At 73.0% G+C, this 14,360-nt stretch carries 13 protein-coding genes and 1 pseudogene; 7 read left to right on the plus strand and 7 right to left on the minus strand.

The genetic code is table 11. From position 1 onward, the window contains the following. The first annotated feature begins 43 nt into the window (after window positions 1–43). The 6 genes from trpC (at window position 44) to lgt (ending at window position 5,244) form a co-directional block, all read left to right on the plus strand. Window positions 44–853, plus strand: coding sequence for an indole-3-glycerol phosphate synthase TrpC (gene trpC, locus AB0I54_RS18735; protein ID WP_263207667.1), 810 nt, complete (start codon window positions 44–46; stop codon window positions 851–853). A 21-nt stretch (window positions 854–874) separates the two neighbouring features. Continuing rightward, on the plus strand, window positions 875–1,099 hold the full coding sequence (locus tag AB0I54_RS18740; RefSeq protein ID WP_363297093.1) for a hypothetical protein: 225 nt from the start codon (window positions 875–877) through the stop codon (window positions 1,097–1,099). A gap of 56 nt (window positions 1,100–1,155) precedes the next feature. Next, entirely contained in the window at window positions 1,156–2,448 is a 1,293-nt protein-coding gene (gene trpB, locus AB0I54_RS18745; RefSeq protein WP_363297094.1) for a tryptophan synthase subunit beta, read from the plus strand. Next, window positions 2,445–3,263: a tryptophan synthase subunit alpha gene (gene trpA / locus AB0I54_RS18750; RefSeq protein ID WP_363297095.1), complete on the plus strand. Its 819-nt coding sequence runs from the start codon at window positions 2,445–2,447 to the stop codon at window positions 3,261–3,263. Before trpB ends, trpA begins: the two co-directional genes overlap by 4 nt. A 111-nt stretch (window positions 3,264–3,374) precedes the next feature. Further along, window positions 3,375–4,151 (plus strand): thioredoxin domain-containing protein, encoded by a 777-nt coding sequence (locus tag AB0I54_RS18755; RefSeq protein ID WP_363297096.1) that lies wholly within the window; start codon window positions 3,375–3,377, stop codon window positions 4,149–4,151. An 82-nt stretch (window positions 4,152–4,233) separates the two neighbouring features. Then, window positions 4,234–5,244, plus strand: coding sequence for a prolipoprotein diacylglyceryl transferase (lgt, locus tag AB0I54_RS18760; protein WP_363297097.1), 1,011 nt, complete (start codon window positions 4,234–4,236; stop codon window positions 5,242–5,244). A 99-nt stretch (window positions 5,245–5,343) separates the two neighbouring features. Here lgt and AB0I54_RS18765 read toward each other — a convergent pair whose 3' ends face one another. The 7 genes and pseudogenes from AB0I54_RS18765 to AB0I54_RS18795 all read right to left on the minus strand — a co-directional run. Further along, the gene (locus AB0I54_RS18765; RefSeq protein WP_363297098.1) at window positions 5,344–6,156 is read right to left on the minus strand and encodes a CoA ester lyase; all 813 of its coding nucleotides are present in this window, start codon (window positions 6,154–6,156) and stop codon (window positions 5,344–5,346) included. Further along, on the minus strand, window positions 6,153–7,349 hold the full coding sequence (locus AB0I54_RS18770; RefSeq protein WP_363297099.1) for a CoA transferase: 1,197 nt from the start codon (window positions 7,347–7,349) through the stop codon (window positions 6,153–6,155). The genes AB0I54_RS18765 and AB0I54_RS18770 overlap by 4 nt, the downstream gene beginning before the upstream one ends. Further along, the gene (rbsK, locus tag AB0I54_RS18775; protein ID WP_363297101.1) at window positions 7,346–8,239 is read right to left on the minus strand and encodes a ribokinase; all 894 of its coding nucleotides are present in this window, start codon (window positions 8,237–8,239) and stop codon (window positions 7,346–7,348) included. The genes AB0I54_RS18770 and rbsK overlap by 4 nt, the downstream gene beginning before the upstream one ends. Continuing rightward, entirely contained in the window at window positions 8,236–9,624 is a 1,389-nt protein-coding gene (locus tag AB0I54_RS18780) for an ADP-ribosylglycohydrolase family protein (RefSeq protein WP_363297102.1), read from the minus strand. The genes rbsK and AB0I54_RS18780 overlap by 4 nt, the downstream gene beginning before the upstream one ends. Beyond that, window positions 9,612–10,787 (minus strand): ADP-ribosylglycohydrolase family protein, encoded by a 1,176-nt coding sequence (locus AB0I54_RS18785; RefSeq protein WP_363297103.1) that lies wholly within the window; start codon window positions 10,785–10,787, stop codon window positions 9,612–9,614. The genes AB0I54_RS18780 and AB0I54_RS18785 overlap by 13 nt, the downstream gene beginning before the upstream one ends. An 8-nt stretch (window positions 10,788–10,795) precedes the next feature. Beyond that, window positions 10,796–11,911, minus strand: a complete 1,116-nt coding sequence (locus AB0I54_RS18790; RefSeq protein WP_363297104.1) for an ADP-ribosylglycohydrolase family protein — start codon at window positions 11,909–11,911, stop codon at window positions 10,796–10,798. A 434-nt stretch (window positions 11,912–12,345) separates the two neighbouring features. Then, a pseudogene (locus tag AB0I54_RS18795) lies at window positions 12,346–13,347 on the minus strand (ADP-ribosylglycohydrolase family protein); the annotation flags it as partial. Window positions 13,348–13,576: 229 nt separating this feature from the next. Here AB0I54_RS18795 and AB0I54_RS18800 point away from each other — a divergent pair. Further along, complete coding sequence (locus AB0I54_RS18800) at window positions 13,577–14,308, plus strand: VIT1/CCC1 transporter family protein (RefSeq protein WP_363297105.1); 732 nt, start codon at window positions 13,577–13,579, stop codon at window positions 14,306–14,308. Window positions 14,309–14,360: the final 52 nt, after the last annotated feature.

Raw genomic sequence — 14,360 nt, forward strand, 5'->3', positions numbered from 1 at the left:
AGTGACCATGGGTTTTTCGATCGTTCGGAAGGGGGCCGCTCGCGTGAGTGTGCTCGACGAGATCATCGACGGAGTCCGTGCCGACCTCGCGGAGCGGCAGGCGCGCGTCAGCCTCGACGAGCTCAAGGAGCGCGCGGCGAAGGCGCCCGCGGCCAAGGACGGCGTCGCCGCACTGCGCGGCGAAGGCGTCAAGGTGATCTGCGAGGTCAAGCGTTCCAGCCCGTCCAAGGGCGCGCTGGCCGCGATCGCCGATCCGGCCGGGCTCGCCGCGGACTACGAGGCAGGCGGCGCGGCCGTCATCTCGGTCCTGACCGAGCAGCGCCGCTTCGGCGGCTCGCTGGCAGACCTGGAGGCGGTCCGCGCCCGCGTGGACATCCCGGTCCTGCGCAAGGACTTCATCGTCACGTCGTACCAGCTGTGGGAGGCCCGCGCGTACGGCGCCGACCTCGCGCTGCTGATCGTCGCGGCCCTCGACCAGCCGGCCCTCGAGTCGCTGATCGAGCGTGCCGTCTCCATCGGCCTCACCCCCCTCGTCGAGGTGCACGACGAGGACGAGGTCGAACGCGCGGTGGACGCGGGCGCCAAGGTGATCGGCGTCAACGCCCGCAACCTGAAGACGCTGGAGGTCGACCGCGGCACCTTCGAGCGGGTCGCGCCCGAGATCCCGGACGGCATCGTCAAGGTCGCCGAGTCCGGCGTCCGCGGCCCGCACGACCTGATCGCGTACGCCAACGCGGGCGCCGACGCCGTCCTGGTCGGCGAGTCCCTCGTCACCGGGCGCGACCCCAAGGCGGCGGTGGCCGACCTGGTCGCCGCGGGCGAGCATCCCGCGCTGCGGCACGGCCGGGGCTGAACTCCCGGTAGGCTGGCCCCGATGACGCTCTCGACCGCCCCGATGCCCCGGGACCCGTACGCCCGCCTCGCGCGCGGCTGCCGGCCCCGCGGCTGCCGCGCGCCCGCCCGCCGGGTGCACGGGCGCCGGGTGCGGTACGTCATCGGTGACGAACCCGGGCAGGTGAACGGCATGCGATGGCAGCAGCCGACCTACAGGGGCGCGGGGAGCTGCGCGCGCACCCACAACGGGCCTGCAGCCGACTGAAATCCCCGCCCCCACGGCGATTAGTGACCTTCCACCACTCACCGTGAGGTTTCCGCATGCCCAGCGAGTTCTTCATCCCTGATCCAGAGGGTCAGGTCCCCAGCGCCGAGGGCTACTTCGGCGCGTACGGCGGCAAGTTCATCCCGGAGGCGCTCGTCGCCGCCGTCGACGAGGTCGCCGTCGAGTACGACAAGGCGAAGGCCGACCCCGAGTTCGCCCGCGAGCTCGACGACCTGCTCGTCAACTACACCGGCCGGCCCAGCGCCCTCACCGAGGTGCCACGGTTCGCCGAACACGCCGGTGGCGCCCGGGTGTTCCTCAAGCGCGAGGACCTCAACCACACCGGGTCCCACAAGATCAACAACGTGCTCGGCCAGGCCCTGCTCACCAAGCGGATGGGCAAGACGCGCGTCATCGCGGAGACGGGCGCCGGCCAGCACGGCGTCGCCACCGCCACCGCCTGCGCGCTGTTCGGCCTCGAATGCACCGTCTACATGGGCGAGATCGACACCCAGCGACAGGCCCTCAACGTGGCCCGCATGCGCATGCTCGGTGCCGAGGTCGTCGCCGTGAAGTCCGGCAGCCGCACCCTGAAGGACGCCATCAACGAGGCCTTCCGGGACTGGGTCGCCAACGTCGACCACACCCACTACCTCTTCGGTACCGTCGCCGGTCCGCACCCCTTCCCGGCCATGGTCCGCGACTTCCACCGGGTGATCGGTGTGGAGGCCCGCCGTCAGCTCCTGGAGCGCGCCGGACGCCTGCCCGACGCGGCCGTCGCCTGTGTCGGCGGCGGCTCCAACGCCATCGGCCTCTTCCACGCCTTCATCCCGGACACCTCCGTCCGCCTCATCGGCTGCGAGCCGGCCGGGCACGGCGTGGAGACGGGCGAGCACGCGGCGACCCTCACCGCGGGCGAGCCCGGCGTCCTGCACGGCTCCCGGTCCTACGTCCTGCAGGACGAGGAGGGCCAGATCACCGAGCCGTACTCGATCTCGGCCGGTCTGGACTACCCGGGCATCGGGCCCGAGCACTCCTACCTCAAGGACAGCGGCCGCGGCGAGTACCGCGCGGTCACCGACGACGCGGCCATGCAGGCCCTGCGCCTGCTGTCGCGCACGGAGGGCATCATCCCGGCCATCGAGAGCGCCCACGCCCTCGCCGGAGCCCTGGAGGTCGGCAAGGAGCTGGGCAGGGACGGGCTGATCGTGATCAACCTGTCCGGCCGCGGCGACAAGGACATGGACACGGCCGCCCGTTACTTCGGTCTGTACGACAGCGGTGTGGACGCGGAGGTCGCCGCCGACGCCGACAGCGACACCGCCGAGATCGAGGGGGACGCCAAGTGAGCGGGAACATCAACTTGTTGACCGACACCCTCGCGGCCGCGAAGGCCGAGGGACGGTCCGCGCTCATCGCCTACCTCCCGGCCGGGTTCCCGTCCGTGGACGGCGGCATCGAGGCGATCAAGGCCGTACTCGACGGTGGCGCCGACGTCGTGGAGGTCGGGCTGCCGCACAGCGACCCCGTCCTGGACGGTCCGGTCATCCAGACCGCCGACGACATCGCCCTGCGGGGCGGTGTGAAGATCGCGGACGTCATGCGCACGGTCCGCGAGGCCCACGCGGCCACCGGGAAGCCGGTGCTCGTGATGACGTACTGGAACCCCATCGACCGCTACGGCGTCGAGCGCTTCACCGCCGAGCTGGCCGAGGCGGGCGGGGCGGGCTGCATCCTGCCCGACCTGCCGGTCCAGGAGTCGGCGCTGTGGCGGGAGCACGCCGAGAAGCACGGGCTCGCGACGGTCTTCGTGGTCGCCCCCAGCAGCAAGGACGAGCGGCTCGCCCAGATCACCGCGGCGGGCAGCGGCTTCGTCTACGCCGCCTCCCTGATGGGCGTCACCGGCACCCGTGAGTCGGTCGGCGCGCAGGCGCAGGACCTGGTGCGGCGCACCCGGGGCACCGGCACCGGCCTGCCGGTCTGTGTCGGGCTCGGCGTCTCCAACCGCGCCCAGGCCGCCGAGGTGGCCGGCTTCGCCGACGGGGTGATCGTCGGCTCGGCCTTCGTGAAGCGGATGCTGGACGCGCCGGACGACGCGGCCGGTCTCGAAGCGGTCCGCGAACTGGCCGGTGAGCTGGCCAAGGGCGTGCGCGGCAAGGTCTAGTCGTCCGGCACGACGGACCGCCCGTCAGGCATAACGGAATATTCGGTCACTCGAACGGGTGGACCTGGGACCGGGGAGGCGCGCTGCGCCTCCCCGGTTCGTTCTGGGGGTGTGAGCGAGAAGAACCGTGACGGAAAGCGCACCGCCCGGGAGCGGATTGCGGTCGAGCGCGAGAAGCAGAAGGCCGCGGAGAAGCGACGCCGTGCGCTGATCGTGGGCGCGAGCGTCGTCTGCGTCCTCGGCCTCGCGGCGGTGATCGGCGTGATCGCCGCGAACGCCGGCAAGAACAAGGGCAGCCAGAGCTCGGGCCCGGTGGTGGCGCCCTCGGGCGCGCAGGGCAAGGACAGCCTCGCGATCCCGGTCGGCAAGGACGGGGCCAGGTCGACGCTCCAGGTGTGGGAGGACTTCCGCTGCCCGGCCTGCCAGGCCTTCGAGGCGGCCTACCGCCCGACGCTCCACGAGCTCACCGACGCCGGAAAACTCAGAGTCGAGTACCACCTGGTCAGACTGATCGACGGCAACCTCGGCGGCACCGGCTCGCTGCGCGCGGCCAACGCGGCGGCCTGCGCCCAGGACGCCGGAAAGTTCCGCGACTACCACGACGTCCTCTACGCGAACCAGCCCAAGGAGACGGACGACGCCTTCGCGGACAACGCCAAGCTGATCGAGCTGGCCGGCAAGGTCCAGGGCCTCGACACCCCGGCCTTCCGGGCCTGTGTCAACGACGGGAAGCACGACAGCTGGGTCGACAAGTCGCAGGCGGCCTTCAAGGCGGGCAACTTCAGCGGCACGCCGACCGTCCTGCTCGACGGCAAGAACATCTACGAGGACCGGACGATGACCCCGCAGAAGCTGAAGCAGATGGTGGAGGCGGCCAACCAGGGGTAAGCGTTTCTCACACCCCCGTTATGGACCCGTAGCCGGGCTGCCTGCCGTGTGCCGGGCCCGGCACGGTAGCGTCGACCTTGCCATGGAACTTGCCTACATTCCCAGCCCGTCGCGCGGGGTCCTGTACCTCGGCCCGATTCCGCTGCGCGGCTACGCTTTCTGCATCATCATCGGCGTCTTCGTAGCCGTCTGGCTCGGCAACAAGCGCTGGATCGCCCGCGGCGGCCGGTCCGGCACGGTGGCCGACATCGCGGTCTGGGCCGTGCCCTTCGGCCTGGTCGGTGGCCGTCTCTACCACGTGATCACGGACTACGAGCTGTACTTCAGCGAGGGCCGCGACTGGGTGGACGCCTTCAAGGTGTGGGAGGGCGGCCTCGGCATCTGGGGCGCGATCGCCCTCGGCGCGGTCGGCGCGTGGATCGGCTGCCGGCGCCGGGGCATCCCGCTGCCCGCCTACGCCGACGCCATCGCCCCCGGTATCGCCCTGGCGCAGGCCATCGGCCGCTGGGGCAACTGGTTCAACCAGGAGCTGTACGGCCGCGAGACGCACATTCCGTGGGCGCTGCACATCACCTCCTCCGAGGGCGGCCGGGTGCCGGGCTACTACCACCCGACGTTCCTGTACGAGTCCCTGTGGTGCATCGGCGTCGCGCTCCTGGTGATCTGGGCCGACCGCCGCTTCCAGATGGGCCACGGCCGGGCGTTCGCCCTGTACGTCGCCGCGTACTGCGTGGGCCGCGGCTGGATCGAGTACATGCGCGTCGACGACGCCCACCACATCCTGGGCCTCCGCCTCAACGACTGGACCGCGGTGATCGTGTTCCTGCTCGCGGTGGTCTACATCGTCTTGTCGTCGAAGAAGCGGCCGGGACGCGAGACCGTGGTCGAGCCCGGCGCCGCCGAGGGCGAGGCCGCGGAAGATGGTACGGCGGAGCCCGAGGACAAGTCCGCGGACAAGCCGGAAGCCGAGGCCGTGGCCGAGTCGGGGGTGGAGGCCGAGACGGACGCCACCGGGTCCGCCGAGGACGCGGACGCCGAGGAGAGGGCCGAGGAGACGAAGGACGAGGCCGAGTCGGCGTCGAAGAAGAGCTGACACCTTCGGCCGTACGACGTCGTGTGACGACGTACGGCGACGTGTGACGGAGTATGAAGACGAGGGCGCCCGGACCGATCCGGGCGCCCTCGTCGCGTCTCAGGGTCTGTGGGCCAGCGACAGCGTGCGCTGTGCCGCGGCCACCACCGCCGCGTCGACGAATCTGCCGTCCGGCAGCGCCAGGGCGCCCTGTTCCTCCGTCGCGGCCTTGACGATCGTCTCGGCCTGTTCGATCTCCTCCTCCGTGGGCAGATAGGCCCGCTCGATGACCGGGAGCTGACGGGGGTGGATGGCGGCCCGGCCGAGGAAGCCCAGGGAGCGGCCGTGGGCGCAGGAGGCGGCCAGTCCCGTCAGATCGCGGATGTCGGGGTGCACCGACTGGGGCGGCGGGGCCAGCCCTGCCGCCCGCGCCGCGACCACGATCCGGGACCGGCACCAGTCCAGCCCCGCGTCCTCGCGTACGCCCAGGTCGGCCCGTAGATCCGCCTCGCCGAGGGAGACGCCCCGCAGGGACGGGTGGGCGGAGGCGATGGCATAGGCGTGCTCGATGCCCAGGGCCGTCTCCAGGAGGGCGTAGACGGGGAGCCCGGTGGCCTCCGCGACCCGCACCACCTCCTCGGCGTACGCCACCTTCGGGAGGCGTAGCCCGGCCACGCCCGGAAGCGCGGTCACCGCGCGCAGATCGGCGGCCGCCCACGGCGTCTCCAGGGCGTTGACCCGGACGTGGACCCGGGCCGGCCGGGGTTCGGACAGCAGGTCGGCGGTCGCCTCGCGGGCGTACACCTTGCGGTCCGGGGCGACCGCGTCCTCCAGGTCGATCACCACCACGTCCGCGCCGCAGGCCAGCGCCTTGGCCACCACGTGCGGACGGTCGCCCGGGACGTACAGCCAGGTGAGCGGGAAGGGGGTCACAGGGCGCCCTCCGCGCGCAACGAGCCGAGTTCCGCCGGGGTGAGGCCCAGCTCGGTCAGGACCGCCTCCGTGTCCGCGCCGTGCGGGCGGCCCGCCCAGCGGATCGCGCCGGGGGTGGCGGAGAGCCGGAAGAGGACGTTCTGCATGCGCAGGGGGCCCAGCTCCGGGTCGTCGACGGCGGTGATGGTGTCCAGGGCCTGGTACTGCGGGTCCGCCATCACGTCCCGCACGTCCTGGATCGGCGCCGCGGCGGCCTCCGCCTTCTCGAAGGCCGCCAGGACCTCGTCCCGGGTGCGGCCGGCGATCCAGGCGCCGACCGCCTGGTCGAGGACGTCGGCGTGCGCGGCCCGCTCGGCGCCCGTCGCGAACCACGGCTCGTCGATCAGCTCCGGACGGCCGACCAGGTGCATCACGCGCTCGGCGATCGACTGGGCGGACGTGGAGACCGCGACCCAGGTGCCGTCCGCCGTGCGGTATGTGTTGCGCGGGGCGTTGTTCTGGGAGCGGTTGCCGGTGCGCGGCTGGACGTGGCCCAGCTGGTCGTACCAGACGGGCTGCGGGCCGAGCACGGTCAGGATCGGCTCGATGATCGCCATGTCCACGACCTGGCCCGCGCCGGTGCGGTCCCGGGCCGCGAGCGCCGTCATCACCGCGTACGCCGTGGCCAGGCCCGCGATGGAGTCGGCGAGACCGAAGGGCGGGAGCGTCGGGGGTGCGTCCGGCTCGCCGGTGATCGCGGCGAAGCCGCTCATCGCCTCGGCCAGGGTTCCGAAGCCGGGGCGGTGCGCGTAGGGGCCGAACTGGCCGAACGCGGTGACCCGGGCGAGGACCAGCCGCGGGTTGGCGGCCGACAGCTCCGCCCAGCCCAGGTCCCACTTCTCCAGGGTGCCGGGGCGGAAGTTCTCGACGATCACATCGGCGGTGGCGGCCAGGCGCAGCAGGGTGGTGCGGCCGCCGGGCCTGGACAGATCGAGGGTGATGGTGCGCTTGTTGCGGCCGAGCAGCTTCCACCACAGGCCGACGCCCTGCTTCGAGGGACCGTGGCCCCGGCAGGGATCGGGCTTGGCGGGATGCTCGACCTTGATCACCTCGGCGCCGAAGTCACCGAGCAGGGTGGCGCAGAGGGGGCCGGCGAAGAGGGTGGCCAGATCGAGGACGCGCAGGCCGGTCAGGGGTTGGGTGGAGGTGTTCATGCGGTGTACTGCGCCTCGATCTCCGGGCGGTACGGCATCGACGCCGACGCCCCCTCCCGCTGGACGGAGACGGCGGCCGCCGCGGCGGCCCACGTCAGCGCCTCCCGGATCGGCCGCTCCTCGCCGAGCGCCACCGCGAGGGCGCCGACGAAGGTGTCGCCCGCGCCCGTCGAGTCCACGGCGGTCACCTTCGGGGCGGGAACCACGAGGGGTTCGGCCCCCCGGGTCAGGTACAGGCAGCCGACCGCGCCCAGGGTGACGACCACCTCCGGCACCTGGTCGAGCAGGACGTCGGCCGCCTCGCGCGGGTCGGGCCGTCCGGTGAGGGCGGTCGCCTCGTGCTCGTTGGGGACCAGCAGATCGGTGGCGGCGAGGAGTCCGTCCGGCAGCGGCCGGGCGGGGGCGGGGGTGAGGATCGTACGGACGCCGTGTCTGCGGGCCGCCTCCGCGCCCGCGAGCACCGCCGCCATGGGGATCTCCAGTTGCAGGAGCAGCGCGTCGGCGGAGGCGATCACGCCCTCGTCGCCTGGGGAGAGGTGGTCCACGGTGCCGTTCGCGCCCGGGACCACCACGATCGAGTTGCCGCCCTCGTCGTCCACCACGATGTGCGCGGTGCCGGACGAGCCCTCCATCGTGCGCAGGTCGTCGGTGTCCACGCCGGAGTGCTCCAGGGTGTCGCGCAGCCGGGTGCCGAAGACGTCGTTGCCGACCGCGCCGATCATCGAGACGGTGGCGCCCGCGCGGGCCGCGGCGATCGCCTGGTTGGCGCCCTTGCCGCCGGGGATCGTACGGAACTCCCGTCCCGTGACGGTCTCTCCTAGCTGTGGGGCCTTCTCGACGTACGCGACGAGATCCATGTTCAAGCTGCCGAGTACGGCGATATGGGTCATGGGCGGGTCGCCTCCAGGTGGGTGAGGTGGGCCAGGGTGTCGAAACCGGTGCCGTCGAAGTCGGCGACGGACGTGGCGAGCCGGTTCTTCAGGGGCGTCGTCCAGCGGTCGGGGAGGGCGGTGGGGCTCCCGGCGAGGAGGCCGGCGATGCTCCCCGCCGTGGCGCCGTTGGAGTCGGTGTCCCAGCCGCCCGACACCGCCCGGCAGACGGAGCCGGTGAAGTCGCCGTCCGCGTGAGTGAGGGCGGCGGCGATCAGGGCGGTGTTGGGGACGGCATGGACCCAGTGGTGGGTGGGGGAGTGGACGGCGTGGAGTCCGTCCACGACGGCGTCGAAGTCCTCGTGGGATTCGGCCAATTCGATGGCGTGGTCGATTGCCGCGGCCAGCCGGGAGCGGGGCGGGATCACCGTGCGGCCGGTGCGCAGGCAGGCGTGGATGTCATGGGTGCCGGTGGCCGCGGTGGCGATGACGGCCGCGATGAACATCGCCGCGTACACGCCGTTCGCGGTGTGGGTGAGGGTGGCGTCGCGGTGGGCCTGTTCTGCGGCGGCCGCCGGGTCTCCCGGGTTGGTCCAGCCGTGCACGTCCGCGCGGATCAGGGCGCCGATCCACTCGCGGAAGGGGTTGCGGTGGCGGGCGGTGTGCGGGGGTTCGACGCCGGTGAGGAGGTTGCGGTAGGCGATGCGCTCGGCGGTGAAGGTGCGGCCGGCGGGGAGTTCGTCGAGCCAGAGCCGGGCCACGTCCGTGGTGGTGAAGGCGCGGCCGTGGCGGCGGAGCAGGAGGAGGTTGAGGAGGGGGTAGTTGAGGTCGTCGTCCTCGGGCATTCCGTCGATGTTCTCGGCGAGGGAGGTGGGGGCCGAGCGGCGGTTCCAGGGGTGCGCGGCGAGGAGTTCCTCGGGGACGCCCTTTGCGGTGAACCAGGTGGTCAGGGGCCAGTTGCCGGTGGCCTTGGCGAGTTGCCGGATGCCGGCGAGGGGGAGCTTTTCCACGGGTTTGCCGAGGAGGCACCCTGCGGCTCGGCCGAGCCAGGCGGCTTCCAGGCCGAGCGGGGCGGGGGCCGGCGTGGGGGTGGGGACGCTCGCCCGCGCTTGCGCAGCCTGGGCGGGCCAAGCCGGACAGAGCGCCTTGATCTCTGTGAGGTCTGTTGGTTCCTCGTCCGTCAACCTGCTTGGCAGGTCGGCGAGTTCGTCCAGCAAGTCCTCCGCCAGCTGCCGGAGATAGCGCGACGCCCGCCCCGTCGAAGCGCCCGCCCGCGCCGGAGCCTCCGTGCCTCCCGCCGCCCGCCACCGTGCCGCGATCGCCCAGGGCTCGCGGCCGTCCTGGCTCGCCTGGCGGAGTTCGTGGCCGATCAGGTCCTCCGGCTGGACCCAGGTCAGTCGGAGCAACGCGGGCCCCCGAGCTCGGCGATCGCCCGCTCGTGCGCTCGCCGGCGCCGTACGTCCCGCTCGAAGATCTCGCGGGTCACCTCGGTGAGCGTCCGCGCGGGTTCCCACAGGTCCAGGCGGCTGGCCTCGGCGACCGTCTTCGACCAGTCGTCCGGGACCGGTGAGCCCAGGGCCCCGGCCAGCGCCCCCGCCATCGTCGCGATCGAGTCGCAGTCACGGCCGTAGTTGACCGCGCCCAGGACCGCCCGGCGGTGGTCGCCGCCGGAGACGACCAGCATGCCCAGGGCGATGGGGAGTTCCTCGATGGAGTGGAGGCGGGAGGGGCGGCGGGCCGCGAGGGAGGGTGCGCGGTAGTCGGGGCCGACCGTGTCGTAGGGCGCCACCGCCTCCCGGAGCGGGACCAGGGCCGACTCGAAGTCCCGGTGCGCGGCCGCCACTTCGCAGACCCGCTCGATCGCCTCCCGCGTGCCGTCCTTCGCCAGCGACAGACAGGCCGTCACCACCGACTCCGGTGTCGCCCCCGGCGCGCACGCGGCCGCGACCGCCGCCGCGAAGACGCCCGCCGCCTCACGGCCGTACGACGACTGGTGGGCGCCCGCGACGTCCAGGGCCTCTGCGTACGCGGCGGCGGGGTTGGCGGCGTTGACCAGCCCGACGGGGGCCATGTACATCGCCGCGCCGCAGTTGACGATGTTGCCCGTGCCGGCCTCGCGGGGGTCCACATGACCGTAGGCCAGCCTCGCCACCAGCCATTTCTCCGCGAGGAAGACGCGCTGGAGCAAAAGTGCCTCGGCCTCCAGCTCGGGGATCCAGCGCGGGTTGGTCATGAGGTCCGGGACCAGGTGGTCGGCGATCGCGTACGCGTCGAGATGGTCACGCACCGTCGCGTACACCCGGACCAGTGCATGCGTCATCAAGGTGTCGTCGGTGACGTGGCCGTCGCCCTTGTGGTACGGGGCGATGGGGCGGGCGGTGCGCCAGGCGTCGCCGTTCCAGGGGCCGACGACGCCGGTGACGCGGCCGCCGTGGCGTTCGAGGATCTGGTCGGGGGAGTAGCCCTCGACGGGACCGCCGAGCGCGTCGCCGACGGCGGCTCCGACGAGTGCCCCGGTGATCCGTTCGTCCAGGCCCGGCCCACCGTTTTCTTCTCCTTTGGGCGTCATGCCCCGAATCATCCTCCTGGTCGGGCCGGTTGTGCCGCTTCCAGGAGTTCGGCGAGTTCCACCAGGTCGGTGCCGGTGAGACGGGGGAGTGTGCAGCCGGGGAGAGTGCGGCAGGCCTCCCGCCAGGCGGGCGGGATCGACTCGCCGCCGCCCAGGGCGCCGGTCAGCGCACCGGCGAGGGCGGGCGCCGAGTCGGCGACCCGGGACAGACAGGCCGCGGCGGGGACGGCCTCGGCGATCCGGCCGTGCGCCGCCGTGGCCAGGGCGAGGGCGACCGGGACCGTCTCGGCGGCGGCGATGCCATAGCTGTAGACGTGGTCGACGATCTGGTGTTCGAGGAGCGGGATGAGGGCGAAGGCGGTGTCCGTCTCCCGCGCGAGGGCCAGTGCCTGCCGGGCGTTGCGGCCGATCTCCGTCTCCTGGGGCAGCTCGGCGAGCGCGGCCGTCACACACGCGTCGGCGTCCGCCCCGGTGAGGGCCAGCGCGAGTGCCGCCGCCATCGCCCGGGCGCCGTGCACCCCGTCGCCGTCCTGGGTGTAGCGGGCGTCGAACTCGGCGAGGTCGGCTGCGCCGCGGGGGTCGCCGGGGTGGGCCACGGCCAGGACACAGGCACGTACACAGGCCGCGTCGTCGAAGTAGTGGGGGTTGTCGTGGCCGGTGGCGGGCGGGCGCAGGCCGGTGGCGAGGTTGCCGAGTCCGGCGCGCACCGAGATGCGGGCGCGCAGGGGCAGTACCGCCGACTCGACCTCGGGGGCGCGGTCGGCGGCCGCCGCCACCTCGGAGGCGACGGCGCTCCAGGTGAGATCGATGGCGGCCCGGGTCCTGCGCTCCCGGCTGAGGTCCCCGAGCACGGTGTCGTCCCCGGCTCGCAGGACCGCCTCCGCGGCGAACACCGCCCACTCGGCGTCGTCGGAGGGGCCGAGGCGGAGCGGCTCGGGGGGCTGGTTGAGCGCGATGGGGACGGGCAGGGTCGTGGTCGCGTTCTGCTCGGCGAAGGTGTCCAGCTCGCGGGTGAGGCGCCGGGTCCACTCGGGCATCCGTGCGGCCCGGTGCCGGGCGGCGGGCCAGCCGGCGGCGTCGCCCGCGGCCAGGCCCAGCAGCAGGCCTTCGACACGGCGGCTCACGGCAGGACCTCGTCGACGCCGGCCGGCAGCACTCCCGGCGGATGATCCCGTACCACTCCCGGCGGGTGATCGCGCGCCACCTCCGGCAGTTGATCCCGTACCACTTCCGGCGGGTGATCGCGCGCTACCCCCGGCGGGTGATCCCGCGCCACTCCCGGCGGGTGATCGCGCGCTACCCCCGGCGGGTGATCCCGCGCCACTCCCGGCGGGTGATCCCGCGCCACTCCCGGCGGGTGATCCCGCGCTACCCCCGGCAGTTGATCCCGTACCACTCCCGGCGGGTGATCCCGCGCCACCTCCGGCAGTTGATCCCGTACCACTCCCGGCAGGTGCTCCCGCACCACTCCCGACGGATGGTCCGGCACCACTTCCGGCAGGTAATCGCGCACCACCCCCGGCAGATAGTCCGGTACGACCACGTCGGCGCCCCACTTGCCGCCCTCGCCCGGCACCAGCAGTTCCGCCACGTCCAGCACGTGGTGGCCCGCCATGGAGGGCAGGCAGCTGCCGCGGGCCGGGCCGATCGCCGCGGCCCAGTCGGCCGGGATCACGGCCACGCCCTGGGTCGCGCCGGCCAGGGCGCCCGCCACCGCGGCCGTGGTGTCGGCGTCGCGGCCCATGTTCACCGCGGTGAGGACGGCCTCCCGGAAGTCGCCGTCGGCCGCCGCGTACGCCCCGAAGGCCAGGGCCACCGCCTCGGGGGCCAGGTCCGTCCAGGGATAGCCGCCGACGACCACGGCGGAGCGGACCGCCCGTTCCCCGCGGTGGGCCGACGCCACCGCGCGGCGCAGCGAACGGGCCGTCCACGAGTCGTCGGGGACGACCGCCAGGGCGGATGCGACGACCACGCTCGGCGGGGCTCCCGCCATCGCCGCCGCGACCCCGGCCGCCACCGCCTGGCCGCCGTAGATGCCCTCGCCGTCGTGGCTGACCGAGCCATCGATGGCCACCAGGCGGGCGGCCTCGGCGGGGCGGCCCGCCGCGAACACCCCGAAGGGGGCCGCCCGCATCGCGAGGCCGTCGCTCCAGGCGTGGCGGTGCTGGGCCGAGATGGGCGCGGCCAGGCCCCGCCGGAGGTTCTCCAGGGTGCCGCGCTCGCTGAAGCCCGCGCCGCGGAAGGGGCCCTCGTCGCGGTCGGCGATCCACTGGTGCCAGGCCGCCTCGACATGGGCCGGGGTGAGCGCGGAGCCGTGCCGGGCGAGCAGCAGCCCCGAGAAGATCGCGTACTCGGTGTCGTCCGTGCCGGACGGCTTCTCGGCGACGTATCCGGTGATACGGCCCCAGCGGGCGCGGATCTCGGAGGGCTTCATGTTCTCCGCCGGGGCGCCGAGCGCGTCCCCGACCGCCAGGCCGAGCAGCGCGCCGCGCGCCCGTTCGCGGAGTTCGGCGGCGCTCCCCGGCGCCGGGACCGGGGGAATGCAGGCGATGGATGCCATGCGGGGATGTCTGCCACCTGAGCGGCTCATCTGAGCCTCTCGAGCCCCAGCATCACCCGGTCGACATATGTGCATATGCCAACTCGGATGAGCGTTTCGAGGTAAAGCCGCAGGTTAGCCCAGCCTTTCCTTGCTGGCGGAATGGAAATTCGAGGCGTAGGTTCAGTGTTATCGAAAAGTAGAACCAGTCTAAAAGTTAGCTTTGCCTAAGCTCATTGGGGGAGCCCGTATGGCCATCATCGACACCGAGGCGTCGCTGCACGTGGCGCACCGCGACAACCACACGCACCGGGATGTGAACGGCGGCTGGCTGCGCCCCGCCGTCTTCGGTGCCATGGACGGCCTGGTCTCCAACCTCGCCCTGCTGACCGGTGTCGCGGGCGGCTCCGTGAGCCATCAGACCATTGTCATCACCGGGCTCGCCGGTCTTGCCGCCGGTGCCTTCTCGATGGCGGCCGGCGAGTACACCTCCGTGGCCTCGCAGCGTGAGCTCGTCGAGGCGGAGCTCGACGTCGAGCGGCGGGAGCTGCGCAAGCACCCGGAGGACGAGCAGGAGGAGCTGGCCGCGCTGTACGAGGCCCGTGGCGTCGAGCCGGCGCTGGCCCGTGAGGTGGCCCGGCAGCTGTCCAAGGACCCCGAGCAGGCCCTGGAGATACACGCCCGCGAGGAGCTGGGCATCGACCCCGGCGAGCTGCCGTCGCCGCTGGTCGCGGCCGTGTCGTCGTTCGGTTCCTTCGCGCTGGGCGCGCTGCTGCCCGTGCTGCCGTATCTGCTGGGCGCGACCGCCCTGTGGCCCGCCCTGCTGCTGGCGCTCGTCGGGCTGTTCGGCTGCGGTGCCGTGGTGGCCAAGGTGACGGCGCGCAGCTGGTGGTACAGCGGGCTCCGGCAGCTCGCGCTCGGCGGTGCCGCGGCCGGTGTGACGTACGCCCTGGGCAGCCTGTTCGGAACGGCCGTAGGATAGGTCGACCGCTACCTATGCGTTGGGCCGCATAAGTAGCCGTTACTCACTGGTT

It is taken from the genome of Streptomyces sp. NPDC050625 (genome assembly GCF_040654755.1).
GTDB lineage: Bacteria > Actinomycetota > Actinomycetes > Streptomycetales > Streptomycetaceae > Streptomyces.